Raw genomic sequence first — 13,096 nt, 5'->3', positions numbered from 1 at the left:
GGCTTAAACCCTTTTTTAGTTGTTTATAATCCCCTGAGATACGTTGTATTTCAGGGGATTTTTTTGTGCATATTCTGTTGCAAAAAGTGTTGCAAAACTCTTTGCATGAATTTTAAAGTTTCAAGTAATTGTATTTAATAAACAGAGTGTTACGTTTTCAAAAAGTGTTGCAAAACGTGTTGCAATTTATAGTTCATTAAAGGTTATAAGTTCAATGAACATCCTTGACATGCCTTAGTTATTTTATCACTCATATCTAATGAATAAAGAGCCAGAAACAATCCCAGACGATATTGAATTATCACTAGAATCTATTTCTAATTCTGAAGACCTTATTAAGTGGTTATCGGATGTTGATTCTTCTAAATTTATTTCTGACTGGCTTGTAGAAGAGTATGACTTTCCAAAGTGGAAGGTAAGGCTTGGTCTTAAGTTACTTACGCCTTTAGTTGTTTCCGGTGGCAAACATGCTGTTAAGTTAATGTCTGACACGATGAAGCAAAGATTGCTTAAACGTATAAGTCGTTATGAGTGGATTAGAGGCGTAATTGATAAATTAAATATTTTTAGTGCGAAGGTTTCTGAGAAAACAAAAGCTGAGAATGAGTTAAAAGAAATTTTAGGCGGTAAAATAGATCGCTCTGCCGGAGATATTGAACATAGGAATGCGCTTTCTTTGGATTTGCAAGCCGATCTTAAGCAGTTTGGTATGCTTGATAAGGTTAAGGATGATCTCGGGAGTATAATAGAGCTTCTTAATCAGCAGCCGGAATTTAAATGCACGTATTCGGAAGGCAATGAACGCCACAAGTTTATCTATCGATCTCAATATATTCCTTTTGTAGGTAGAGAAGAAGAACTTCAATTGCTTGATGGCTTTCTCTATAGTGATAAAAGATTCAGTTGGCAGTCTGTGCTAGGCCCCGGCGGAGTGGGTAAAAGCAGGCTTGGTCTGGAATTTTGTTTGCGAAATGGTGGTGCGTATCGAGCTGGTATTTTGGAAGATATAAATTTTGAATTTGAAAAGTGGAAGCCTAGCCAGCCGACACTTATAGTTATTGATTACGCTTCGAAAGATCAGGATCGGTTAATTCGAGTTTTTGAGATTTTGAGTAATCGCGCACCGAGATTTGATTACAATGTGCGGGTATTGATTTTGGATAGGGAGAATTCCGATCATAAGTTGCAAAAACTTATTGAGCACGCAGATATAAGCCGCATGATTCATTCGGCCCCTCTTTTTATAAATGAATCTGAGTCAGAGATAGCAGAGGGTATTTTTGATTTTTTCTATGGAATTGAAAGAAAAGAAATTCCTGAAACATGGGACGATCATTTAGAAAAGCTGAAAGAAATTGATCCGCTTATGCGACCTTTGTTCGCGGCATATTTTGCGGATGCTGTAGCTAAAGGCGGCTGTGGTAAAGAGTACAGTCGTAAGTCGCTTTTGCTTGATGTTATTAAGCGGGAAGATGAAAAGTTTTGGAAACCTAATGGGGTTACGGAAGAGGATAAGGCTTTGTTGGCGTTGGCTACGATTGTTGGTGGGATTTCGAGCATGAAGAAAAAAACGTTGCCTGATTGTGTTACCGCTTTATCGGAAATTATAAGAAATAAAGACAGATTTAGAGCTTTGAATGGTGAGGCTAAAAAATATCCTGAATTAGAGCATGTTATTCCGGCATGGGAACCTGATCTTGTAGGGGAACTTTTTGTTTTAGATTTTTTGTCTGATGATTTTGATACGTATGTTGAAAATGATTTTCGTAGCAAAATTATCGAGGAGGCGTGGATTTTACAACCACGTAATACTGCACTTTTTTTGAGTAGAGCAAGTGAGGACTATTTAAATCATCCCACATTTAATAAACTGATCCATATACCGGAAAAGGTCGGAATATCTTTTGCATTTTTTTGGTCGTTGTTAGCTTTGAGCTTGGTCGCTGCTTATGGCGATTCAGATGATTTGGTTAAAGCTGAAGATGTGTATGCCGAACTGAAGCTTTTGGTGCAGGTAGTTTCTGAAAAATCATTGATAGCTTTAAGTCTAGCTAAGGCTACCTTCAGTTTGATCATATATTATGCTAGAGCGAAGAACGTTAGCAAAGTGGACTCCTTTTTACTTGAACTAGTTGTTCTTGTCGAAAAATTTCCAGATAATTTAGAGATAGCTAGTCTACTGGATAGGTTTAAGATTCATAAAATATAAAAATTATCCCCCCTACTTCTTAGTCATCCGATAAACCCCATCCCAAGTCTCTCCGGCTGGTACAGGCGGATTTATTTTAAATTCTTCCGCTCTTTTGCGGAACACTTCGGATGGCGTTACTTTTGTATCCGTGAATCTTTCGTACTTTTCAGCTTCTTTGTATAGTTCGATAGCCTTATCCCATTCAGTGTTGACGTAATGTTCACGCGCTTTGCTGAACAGGTCGAACAGAATCTTTTCTTCTTCGGTAAGGCCGCCTTTCATGGCTACCAATTCATAGATTCTTACCGGCTCGCTTTTCCCTACTACCTGAATATTATCGACCATCCTTGCTTCGACTAAATCCATAACTTTGCAGGGATTACCGTTTTCATCTTCGGCATCCATTTCGAGCGTAAAATGACTGACTGCGTTGAATATACCGAACTGTTTTGCGCCTTCTTCCAAGCGGGCGGCAAGGTTAACAGCATCGCCCATCATGGTATAGTTCATGCGCATGGCACTACCCATATTTCCTACTACTATTTCGCCCGTGTTCACGCCTATTCTGGTTCGCATATTATGGACGACTTTCGGCCATTTTTCATCTGGAGCCCATTGATCATCCGGGAATCCTTTAGTGTTTCGATTCGGTTCACCGGGTATTTGTTTTTCCCGACTCCATTTATCCCTCAGGTCGTTGTTGGCCTTTTGCATGGCAACAGCAACGCGGCAAGCTCGCAGCGCATTATCTGGAACATCTATAGGTGCTCCGAAAAAGGCGATAATCGCATCCCCTTCGTATTTATCTAGGGTTCCTTTGTTCTCAATAAGGATGTCAGTCATTACCGAGAGGTATTCGTTGAGAAGTTCTACCAGCTGTGTTGCGGTCAGCTTTTCGGAAAAAGTGGAGAAACTTTGAATATCGGTAAAGTAGGCGGTGATTGTTTTTGCTTCGCCGCCAAGCTCCGGCATTTCGCGTCTTGAAAACATTTCATCAATAAGTTCCGGCGCAAGGTATGAGGAGAATGTCGCCTGTAAGAATTTTTTCTGTCCTTCTTCCCGCCAGAATTTGATTAAGGTGAGCATCGTAAAATTGAGGCTTAATGTAATCAAAGCGTAGGTGGGAGTAAGGAATGCGTTATATGTTTTAAAAACAAATAACGCTCCTGCAACGATAGCAATACCCATCCCGGCGATAGGCAGGACTATCAGAAGAGAGCGTGTCCATGTTAGGAGTATGGTTGTTAGAATACCTGCGGCTAGTACAATGACAAGCCCGAGTCCGGGAATCCAGTCGGGGCGGAGCAGGAAATCTTTAGTAATAATGTTGTCGATGACAGTCGCATGAACCTCAACTCCGGGGTAATTGGATGTATAAGGAGTAACCCGCAGATCCCGCAGTCCTGCTGCGGAGGTGCCCATAAGTATTATTTTACCTTTAAGTTCTTTTTCTCCGACTTTCCCGCTCAGTATGTCACGAGCACTGTAATATGGAAATTCATTTGTACCGCCACGATAGCGGACCAGCATCTGCCCGTTTGCATCAACTGGAATGACAGTTTTTCCAAGTCTGATGGATTCAAAACCATATCTTGTAGTTTTTGCGATAACGCTTTTTCTGTTCATCGCTTTCATGAGTGTTGCAAGCGCCAGACTGGGATATTGTTTTCCCTCCCATGAGATGACTAGCGGAACTCGTCTGACCACGCCGTCAAAGTCCGTGATGGAGTTGTAAAATCCGCATAAGGGGGAAGCTTTTGTCAGTATTGGTAGAGGGCATATGGCGCTTAAAGCGTCGCGGGTAAACTTATCTAAGGGGGGGGAATCCTCAGTTTTTATCTGTGCTATGGAAAGAGGTTTTATAAAGCACTCAGTAGAAGGCACTGGCTGATCGTTTTCATCTTTTTGAAAATCAAAATAAAAACCAAGCACATATTTGCCCTGCGAGAGAACATCGGCAAGAACTCGATCATTGTCCATCAGTCCCGCGGGGAGACCTTTGAAATTAACAGTAACCCCGAGTTCGTTGCGGAGGCTTTTCTGGATTGTCTGGGGAGATGTTCTGTCCGGTTCGGCAAGGAGTATATCCAGTCCTGTTGAAAGAGCTCCGGCCTGTTTAATTTTTGCAAGCAATAATGCCATTCTGTAACGAGGCCAAGGCCACTGTCCAAGTTCCGCAAGACTTTCATCATCAATATCGACAATTGCCGGGATGTCTGTTTTTTCACCTACGGGGCTTTGGCGCATGAACTCGTCATATATTTTATAGTCAACAAATTGGAGTATAGGCGGCCTGAAAATATAGAGGGCCGCAACTATGAGCGAAGCAACCATGCCTGTTATGAACAAGAGCAGGGTATCTGAGCCGAAAATTTTTTTGATAGTTTTTAGCATATATTAAATTAAAAAAGGTTGATTTATTTGTTGAAAAGTCCAATATATATAACGATAGATACACCTAGTTCTCTGGATTTTTCAATCATATTTATGTATATAGAAAGTAATAATTTAGTTGATTGTGTATAATGCCTTATTATATTTACTTTTTTCGGGGAGTTGTCATGAGACCTGTTCGTTTGCCTGTAATGTTTGTGGTGTTTTTTCTTTTATTCGCTTCGGTTGGAGAGGTTGCCGCCCAGCCTGCGATGTCCGAAGGAATGAGTGCAATGAACCCCGGTCAGGTTGACGGGAAGCCTTATCTCGCCAAAATTTTAAAAGACCTCCTTTCCACTCATGACAGGATTAAAGCTGCCGAAGCTCGCGTAGAGTCGGCGGAACATCTCGTTTCGCAGAGCTGGTCCGGCTGGACTCCGAAAGTGGATGCTTCTGTTGAAGGCGGGCGTGAAGAGATTGATAAGCCCGGCGGCGGCACGGATAAAGGTAGAAACGAAGAAAAGATTAAAGCTACTCAGTTGCTTTACGATTTTGGCGGAGCAACCGGAGGAGTCACCCGGGCAGAAGCTGTTCTTAATGAATATAAAGCAGTGCTTGACCAGACGAAGCAGGAGTTGATTATTCAGGGTGTTGATGCGTATCTCGGGCTTATCCGTTCAAGAGAAATGCTAAAATACGCAATTCAGTCAGAAGAGAGTATGAAGCGTCTTTCCGGAATGGAAGAAACACTCGTTCAGCGCGGTGCGGGGCTGTCATATAAAGAACTTCAGATTAAAGCTCAGCTCGCAGGAGCCATGTCTTACAGAGTTACAGTGGAGAGACAGCTTCAGATTGCACGCAACCGTTTTAGGTCAGTTTTCGGATATCCCATCACCTCTGATGAAATAAATAAAATGGTCCCTGTGGCAATGCCTTCAGGTTATATGCCTGCCTCTATTGATGATGCTATTGCTCAGGCTTATGAGCAGAATCCTCAGCTTCTTCAACTTAAATACACTAAAGAAGCTTCTTCCAGCGATGTCGATATTCAGGAAGCTACTCTGTTCCCGAAATTTGAATTTGTCGTTGAAGGCAAAAGAAGAGAACAGGATCAGGGCGCAAGCGGCGTAAGAATGGAAAACAAAGCAACTTTTCAGGTCAGTTATACCGGTTTTTCCGGCATCAGTGAATATCAGGGTGCTCAGTCTGCAAAAGCCAATCTGCGTGAAATACGCAAACAGACTCTTGATGTGAGACGCACGGTTGAAGAGAATGTCAGAAACGCATGGCTTGAGCTTATGACACTTCGTAAGAATGCTGAACTTTATAGAACTCAGGCCAATATTACCGCAGAGTTTCTTGAACTGATTAAGAAAAAAAGGGCTACCGGAGAACAGGTGGAGCTTCTCGATATTCTGGTCGGTGAACGGGATTATAGTACTGCTACAAGTGCAAGTGTAACTGCTGATATTGATAACATAATTTTTGCATACAGACTGCTTTACCAGATGGGGATGATAGACATCGAAGTTTTTGAGTAGTCGAATATGAGAGAATTGCTTCGCAGACTGTCACTCGTTCCATTTATTGCGTTTGAGATTTCTCTCGCTTCATTTTTTATAAACATTCTTTCGCTTGCCTCACCTATTTTTGTCATACAGGTTCTTAACCGTTATGTCGGGTATGGCTTTGACGGAACTCTTATCACTCTCACTTCCGGAATGCTTATTGCCGGATTTTTAAGTCATGCCTTTACTGTCGTGCGCGTCCGCATGGCTTCTGCTGTGAATGTCGGTCCTGACAGAGCGCTTGCCGATGCTGTTTTAACATGCCTTGCCCGTGCGAAAATGAATACTCTGGGCCGCATTCCTCCTGCCCGTATTCATGAGCTTATGAACGGTATTCAGGTTGTCCAGTCCGGCTATGACGCCTCTGTTATATGTTCTGTTCTTGATATGCCGTTTTTCCTTCTTTTTGTGGGCGCCGTTTTTTTTCTCAGTCCCGCCATTGCAATCATTACTATACTGGCTGTTTTATGCACATGTCTTTCCGGCTGGCTCAGTATGCGTCGCGGAAAAAAGTTGATGGATAATATGCGGAATGAGTCCGTGTCTCATCGCGGGCATCTTTCCAATGCAATCGCCGGAGCAGATACGGTCAGAGCTTTCGGAGGAATTGGACTTCTTTCAAAAGTCTTGGACAGTCAGGTTGATAAACTTCAAGAGATTAAGCGTGATATGGTTCAGAGCGGAACAAGGGCGCAGGCCGTGTTGCAAACATTAGGTATGCTTCTTCGTGTTTTTGTTTATGCTGTGGGGGCGCGTGAAGTTGTTGCGGGTTCGCTCAGTATGGGGGGGCTTATCGGTGCATCGATCCTTTCTGGAAAAGCTCTTTCTGTTTCAGCTTCATTTATGAAGTCACGCAATATGCTTGATCAGGCTTCAACCATGATGATTTCTTTACGCGAGTTTATGAGTCAGCCGCTTGAATCTTCGACTGGAACCGTTCTGCAAAAATATCAGGGAAGCATTGAAATAAAAGATCTCGGTTTTGCTTATCCCGGTTCCACTGGACCGCTTTTCGAAAGACTTTCAGTTGATATCAAGGGTGGAGATATCGTCGTAATTACCGGGCATAACGGTTCCGGAAAAACTACTTTGGTTAGATTGCTACTGGGACTTATTGATCCCGGCAGGGGACAGATTCTTGCCGGAGGAGTTGATTTGCGTCAGCTTGCCGCCCCGTGGTGGAGAAGTCAGGTGATGTATCTTCCGCAGGAACCACGTTTTTTAAATGCTACAATTAAAGAAAATATTTGTTTGAATTGTCCTGATATCGACGATGAACGAGTTTTAAGGATTGTCGAAGCCTCAGGTCTGAAAAGATATCTTGATACCAGTGTGCAAGGTCTTGAAGCTCAGGTTATAAACGGCGGGCAGGAGCTTGCAGTGGGCATACGGCGCAGACTTGCTCTGGCCAGAGCTTTAGCTGTTCAAGGGGCTATATGTATTCTGGATGAGCCGACCGAAGGATTCGATCCAGAAGGTCTTCGGATCATGGATATGGTGATTCAATCTCTTGTAAAAGCTAAGAAAACTTTGATTATTGTAACTCAGGACGTGCGCCTTGCTGAACGGTCCGATGTTTTGATTGATCTGAGCAGTAAGCCTGTGCCGACAATTTTATATCCAGCGAAAGATAAGAAAAGTCAGGGGTGTTGTACCGAGAGCGGTGGAGAATCAAAATGATCAATAACAATGCACCGCAGACATCCGGTGAAGTTCAAGCCGCGAGTCATTTTTTTCTCTTTATTTGTGTTCTTATGTGTTTGGGGTTTTTCGGCTGGGCCTGTTTGTTTCAGCTTGATATAGTGAGTCAGGCGGAAGGTGAGGTTATTCCCAGTTCCCGCCTTAAGCTCGTTCAGCACCTTGAGGGTGGAATCGTATTAAAAATCAGCGCCCGTGAAGGTCAGTCTGTTTCAAAAGGACAGGAGTTGATGGAGCTTGAAGCTACAGCCAGTGATTCCAGTGTGGAAGAACTTGATGTGCGAGTGAAAACCCTGCGGGTTAATATTGCTAGGCTTGAAGCGGAAGATAAAGGTTTTGATAAACCTAATTATCCCAAAGACATTTTTGAGAATTACCCTAAACTTATAGAGCGCTCCCTTAAGCTTTTTCAGACTAGAAAAGAGCGGATTAAGAATGATCTGCAATCAGAAAGAGAAAAAATTATTCAGCGTGAACAAGACATAAAACAGATTGCTTCCCGCCAGCGAAACGCCGTGATCAGTCTTAGACTTTTGCGTGAGCAGATAGCTATAAGCAGCGGGTTACTAGATGAAGGGCTTACTTCCCGCTATAAACATTTAGGGTTTCTTAAAGAAGAATCTTCATTAAAAAGCTCAATCGATGAGGATGTAGCGAAGCTTGCGAAAGCTCGTTCTGCACTGATTCAGGCGCAGGCGGATATTAATGAAATTACCAATTCATACTATGCCTCTGTCAGAGAAGAAATGCAGGAAGATCGTCGTGAACTTGAAGAGTTTTCACAGCGCATTAGAAAATTTCAGGATAATTTAAAACGAACAGTTATAAGGTCTCCGGTAAATGGAGTTATTAAAACTTTATATGTTATGAGCGCCGGGGAGGTTGTCAGGGCGGGGTCGACAATTATGGATATAGTACCCGCCGGAGATAAACTCGTGATTGAAGCCCGCCTTCCTATAAGTGATATCGGATATGTAAAAGACGGACAGAAGGCGGTTGTTAAGCTTGCTTCCCGTGATGCCGCAAGATTCGGTAATCTTGATGGGAAAGTGATTAATATCAGTCCTGATGCGGATACAACTAAAAGAGGGGCTATGTATTACCGGGTCCGTATTGAAACTGATAAAGATAGTTTTGAGCACGACGGTAATTTTTACAGACTTTTCCCGGGGATTCAGGTTGTTGCCGGAATTCATATCGGAACACGCACTGTTCTGGAATACATTTTGGAACCGTTCATGGGATCGATGAGTTACGCCATGAGGGAGCGATGAGCAGGGAAGATTGGCTGGACTCTTTACCCGAAAACGGGCGCAAAGCTTTTGAAGAAGCTGTGAAAATGCACTCGGCTAAGCTTTATGATGATGCTCTGAATTTTTATGCAATGGCCCTTTCCTATTCACCGGATGAGCCGGTTATCTTATCAAATCTGGGAGTTCTTTTACGTAGTCAGGGTAAAATCAGGGCTGCCGAAGAATGTTATCGCAGAGCACTTGCTGTAGATCCTGATTCTTCTGGTTGCTGGACAAATCTCGGGAATGTTCTGCGCAGACTGGGGCAGTTGAAAGAGGCTGTATACTGTCACCGTAAGGCGTTTAAATTAGATAGAAAATTCATTGATGCTTACTACAATCTAGGGCTTGTTTTACAGGATATGGGTAAGATTGATGAAGCGATTCAAATATTTGATTTTTGTTTAAAATCAAAGCCGGATGATGTCAGAATAAATTGGGATAGAGCACTTGCCCTGCTTTCAAGAGGTGATTTTATTCAAGGTTTTGAGGCTTATGAATATAGATGGTATCGTAATGAGTTAAATGAGCGTCATTTTAAGCAGCCGTTGTGGGACGGTTCACCGCTTAATGGACGCAGGATATTTTTATATAGTGAGCAGGGATTCGGCGATACGCTTAATTTTTGCAGATACGTTGCCGAGGTTGCCAAGGGTGGTGGAGAGGTCATTCTTGAATGCCAGAAAGAGCTTGTATCTCTGCTGAAAGGGCTTGAAGGACTTGAAAAGATAGTAAGCGCCGGTGACAGGTTGCCTGATTTTGATGTTCAGGCTCCGTTGCTAAGTCTTCCACGGATTATGAAGCATGACATGGATAGTATTCCTTCGAAGTGTCCATATCTTGTCCCTCCTGCCGGGTCGGGTTTTCCTGTGCATGTGCCGCCGGGAACTAAGTTCAAGGTGGGGATTGTATGGGCTGGAAAACCGACTCACAAAAATGACCATAACCGTTCTGTTGATATAGAAAATTTTCTTATTTTTTCCAGAATTCCCGGTGTAATGCTTTATTCTCTGCAAAAGGGTGATGAAGCTGCTCAGAGGGAAAAATCAGCATGTGGCTTTCTCGTTCGTGAGCTTGCGTCGGGCTGTGAAGATTTTGGAGATACAGCTAAGGTTTTAGGACAGCTTGATCTTGTCATAACTGTTGATACGTCTGTTGCACATCTGTCGGGAGCTCTTGGAATTCCGGTATGGGTAGCGCTTCCTTATAATCCAGACTGGAGATGGATGCGTAAACGTGCAGATTCTCCATGGTATCCGTCCATGACTTTATTCAGGCAGGAAAATCCGGGTGATTGGGGACCTGTGTTTAAGGAAATGCTGGCGTCTTTGGTTCTCAAAATGAGCGAATAGCACGGTGTTAATGTTTTCATTGAAAAACAGTACTAGACGGAACCGCCTAGCTGTAATAACTACCATTCATATATTGTTTTTATAGCTAGGTTGTGATGAGTTTATAACGAGCGGGGTCATAATAAATGTCAAGCAAGATCCTATTGAAGTCTGGAACTAACGAAGTAGAAATTCTTGAATTATATCTCGATGAAGGTCGTGGCGATAAACGAAAGCGTTGGTCCTTTGGGTTGAATGTCGCTAAAGTTAAGAAGATTGTTAAAGAAGTTGATTTAAAAAATTTTTCTGGCCGTAAAGACGCAGACATCAAAAAAACAACTACCGGTAAAATAGATTCAAGTAATATTCTTGTTCTGGGTATGTTTGAATTTATGGGTTCTGTTATCCCTCTTATCGATCTTAGCGGCTGGCTGAGAATGGATAGAGTGCGCGGTGAAAATCGTATGGTGCTTATCACTGAATTTAATAACGTAACCAGCGCTTTTCTGGTTTCAGGCGTTAACAGAATTCATCGTATAAGCTGGGAAGAGCTTGAATCCCTGCAAGGCAATATGGTCAAATATGCTGAAGGTACAATTATCGGAACAGTTAAGCTTACTGATCCAGATCGTATTCTTCAGGTTCTCGACCTTGAACAGGCTTTGGATGATTTAAGTCCAGCCAACAGCGACGAAGCTTTGCTTGACGTCGCGGAAGTTGATGAAGTCTTTTTTAAGGCAGTGTGCGCTGATGACTCCCGCTCTATGCGAAATCTGGTAACGCAGGCTTTGGAGAAAGGCGGATTCTCCGTGGACGCCTTTGTTAACGGGAAAGATCTGTGGGATGCTCTTTTGATATTTAAAGAAAAAGCTGAACAGTCCGGTAAACCTATTACCGATTTTATCCAGCTTGTTGTTTCAGATATTGAAATGCCGGGGATGGATGGTCATGCCGTGACACGCAGAATTAAGGGTGACCCTATTTTAAAAGATTTGACCGTATTTTTATTTTCATCTCTCATCACAGATGAGTTGCTGCATAAGGGCGAGTCTGTCGGCGCAGACAGGCAGTACTCTAAGCCTCAGATTGCGAGTCTTGTTGCACAGGCATGGGAAGACGCAAATACCATGATGGAGTCTAACCGCTGATCTAAAGCTGCTCCTCACCGCTCGCAATAAGTTCCAAAGAAGCTTCATCTATAATTTCGACAGTTTTTTTGTCGACTTTGATTAATCCCTGCTCGCTCATTTTTTTAAAAATGCGTGACAGGGTTTCTTGTATTGTACCTAGGTATGCGGCTATCTGTCCTTTTTGCAGATCCAGTTCCAAAATGTTAGATTTCTGGGTGTTTTTCAGCAACAGCAGGTAGCTTGCCAGCCTGCCGGGAACTTCTTCCAGACTAAGCGCGGCTACTTGATTGACCATTTGTCTCAACCTGCCTGAAAGAAGGGCCAGCATACTCATTGCAAGGCTGGGGTCTTCTTTTATTATCTTTTCAAATCTCTCACGTGAAAAATATAGAACTGTAGAATCTTCAAGAGTTACTGCGCTTGCAGGATAGCTTGTTCCTTGAAAAACCGGAACTTCGCCGAAAATTTCACCACAGCCGAAAATATGTATGATCTGTTCCTTGCCCGAAAGTGATTCCCGGTAAATTTTAATTCTACCATCTTCGACACTATAAAAGCCGCTGGCTTCTTGTCCCATTAAAAAGATTTGTTCACCGCGAACGAGTTTTCGAGGGATGGCTATGCTGTCCAGTTTTTCTAACTGGCTTTCGGAAAGGCCTGCAAACAGATTGATTTGACCAAGATTATGTGTATTTTTCATTACAAGTCGCCTTATTGTGGGCTTTAGGGTCTGACTTTTTGACTCAAGTCAGACTATGTTATCTTTTTTTCTATTATTAATTAATTAAACAGCCTGATATCATGAGCAGGAGAGGTTTGACTATGGAGAAATCCGCAATCATAAATATTTGCCGAGGCATCAAAGGCGGAGAATGCCGCTTTGCTCTTTTCGTTGAAGAGAGTTTTGCTGATAGAATTGAGAAAACCGTAATAGAGTCCGGCTGGCCGGAATTTCTTAAAACGCAGTTTGGAGATGATATCTCGCGTCATAAGGTTTTCAGCGTTAATGCCGGAGCTTGTCCGAATGGTTGTTCACGTCCGCATATTTCCGACATCGGACTTATCCGCGCATGTGTTCCGGTTATTGATCATGAAGGATGTATCGGTTGCGGTGAATGTGTGACGAATTGTCCGGACGATGCAATGCAATTTATCGACGGCAAAGTTATTATTACTCGCGAAAAATGTCTGGATTGTGGTTTTTGTGCACGCGCCTGTCCGGTTGAGGTAATTTCATGTTCCAGAAAGGGCTGGCGAGTTGTTGCCGGTGGTCGCCTTGGTCGGCATCCACGTTTAGGATCTGAATTGCCGGGAATTTACAGTAGTGCCGAAGTGCTTCTTATAATTTCTAGGAGTCTTAAACTCTGGATGGAAAATTATGAAACGGGCAAACGATTCGGGCAGATTATGGATAAGGTCGGATATGATAAATTGTTACAGGATTAGTTTGTATAAGGTATAAACAGGATTGTGATCTTATTTTTTATAGTCGTATCTAGAAGTGTATAGTGTG

At 42.8% G+C, this 13,096-nt stretch carries 9 protein-coding genes; 7 read left to right on the top strand and 2 right to left on the bottom strand.

What is annotated here, in order from left to right:
- Positions 1-259 precede the first annotated feature (259 nt).
- Positions 260-2,209 carry an ATP-binding protein gene (locus tag JEY82_RS14925; protein WP_304087026.1) on the top strand — a complete coding sequence of 650 codons (1,950 nt, stop codon included), beginning with the start codon at positions 260-262 and terminating at the stop codon, positions 2,207-2,209.
- A 12-nt stretch (positions 2,210-2,221) separates the two neighbouring features.
- Here the strand turns inward: JEY82_RS14925 and JEY82_RS14920 are convergent, their stop codons facing one another.
- A complete protein-coding gene (locus JEY82_RS14920; RefSeq protein WP_304087023.1) occupies positions 2,222-4,585 on the bottom strand; it encodes a CHASE2 domain-containing protein in 2,364 nt (787 codons plus the stop codon).
- A 167-nt stretch (positions 4,586-4,752) separates the two neighbouring features.
- Between JEY82_RS14920 and JEY82_RS14915 the strand changes: the two genes are divergently transcribed.
- The 5 genes from JEY82_RS14915 to JEY82_RS14895 all read left to right on the top strand — a co-directional run bounded on the left by JEY82_RS14915 (position 4,753) and on the right by JEY82_RS14895 (position 11,601).
- Positions 4,753-6,105, top strand: coding sequence for a TolC family protein (locus tag JEY82_RS14915; protein WP_304087020.1), 1,353 nt, complete (start codon positions 4,753-4,755; stop codon positions 6,103-6,105).
- A gap of 6 nt (positions 6,106-6,111) precedes the next feature.
- A complete protein-coding gene (locus JEY82_RS14910; protein ID WP_304087018.1) occupies positions 6,112-7,812 on the top strand; it encodes an ATP-binding cassette domain-containing protein in 1,701 nt (566 codons plus the stop codon).
- On the top strand, positions 7,809-9,104 hold the full coding sequence (locus tag JEY82_RS14905; protein ID WP_304087015.1) for an HlyD family type I secretion periplasmic adaptor subunit: 1,296 nt from the start codon (positions 7,809-7,811) through the stop codon (positions 9,102-9,104). Before JEY82_RS14910 ends, JEY82_RS14905 begins: the two co-directional genes overlap by 4 nt.
- Entirely contained in the window at positions 9,101-10,474 is a 1,374-nt protein-coding gene (locus tag JEY82_RS14900; protein WP_304087012.1) for a tetratricopeptide repeat-containing glycosyltransferase family protein, read from the top strand. The genes JEY82_RS14905 and JEY82_RS14900 overlap by 4 nt, the downstream gene beginning before the upstream one ends.
- Positions 10,475-10,599: 125 nt before the next feature.
- Positions 10,600-11,601 (top strand): chemotaxis protein, encoded by a 1,002-nt coding sequence (locus JEY82_RS14895; protein ID WP_304087009.1) that lies wholly within the window; start codon positions 10,600-10,602, stop codon positions 11,599-11,601.
- 1 nt (position 11,602) lies between these two features.
- On the opposite strand, the gene JEY82_RS14890 is transcribed toward JEY82_RS14895, so the two are convergent.
- A complete protein-coding gene (locus JEY82_RS14890) occupies positions 11,603-12,283 on the bottom strand; it encodes a Crp/Fnr family transcriptional regulator (RefSeq protein WP_304087007.1) in 681 nt (226 codons plus the stop codon).
- 122 nt (positions 12,284-12,405) lie between these two features.
- Between JEY82_RS14890 and JEY82_RS14885 the strand changes: the two genes are divergently transcribed.
- Complete coding sequence (locus JEY82_RS14885) at positions 12,406-13,029, top strand: 4Fe-4S binding protein (protein ID WP_304087004.1); 624 nt, start codon at positions 12,406-12,408, stop codon at positions 13,027-13,029.
- The last annotated feature ends 67 nt before the right edge of the window (positions 13,030-13,096 follow it).

Origin of the sequence: Maridesulfovibrio ferrireducens (assembly GCF_016342405.1) — a bacterium.
Taxonomy (GTDB): Bacteria; Desulfobacterota; Desulfovibrionia; order Desulfovibrionales; family Desulfovibrionaceae; genus Maridesulfovibrio; species Maridesulfovibrio ferrireducens_A.
Note: the sequence above shows the minus strand (reverse complement) of the source record. Positions and strands in the feature narration are given on the sequence as shown.

Excerpts from the sequence above, each read along its gene's own strand:
- JEY82_RS14895 (WP_304087009.1), top strand. The coding sequence starts at position 10,600 with ATGTCAAGCAAGATCCTATTGAAGTCTGGAACTAACGAAGTAGAAATT.
- JEY82_RS14915 (WP_304087020.1), top strand. The coding sequence starts at position 4,753 with ATGAGACCTGTTCGTTTGCCTGTAATGTTTGTGGTGTTTTTTCTTTTA.
- JEY82_RS14885 (WP_304087004.1), top strand. The coding sequence starts at position 12,406 with ATGGAGAAATCCGCAATCATAAATATTTGCCGAGGCATCAAAGGCGGA.
- JEY82_RS14910 (WP_304087018.1), top strand. The coding sequence starts at position 6,112 with ATGAGAGAATTGCTTCGCAGACTGTCACTCGTTCCATTTATTGCGTTT.
- JEY82_RS14900 (WP_304087012.1), top strand. The coding sequence starts at position 9,101 with ATGAGCAGGGAAGATTGGCTGGACTCTTTACCCGAAAACGGGCGCAAA.
- JEY82_RS14925 (WP_304087026.1), top strand. The coding sequence starts at position 260 with ATGAATAAAGAGCCAGAAACAATCCCAGACGATATTGAATTATCACTA.
- JEY82_RS14890 (WP_304087007.1), bottom strand. The coding sequence starts at position 12,283 with ATGAAAAATACACATAATCTTGGTCAAATCAATCTGTTTGCAGGCCTT.
- JEY82_RS14920 (WP_304087023.1), bottom strand. The coding sequence starts at position 4,585 with ATGCTAAAAACTATCAAAAAAATTTTCGGCTCAGATACCCTGCTCTTG.
- JEY82_RS14905 (WP_304087015.1), top strand. The coding sequence starts at position 7,809 with ATGATCAATAACAATGCACCGCAGACATCCGGTGAAGTTCAAGCCGCG.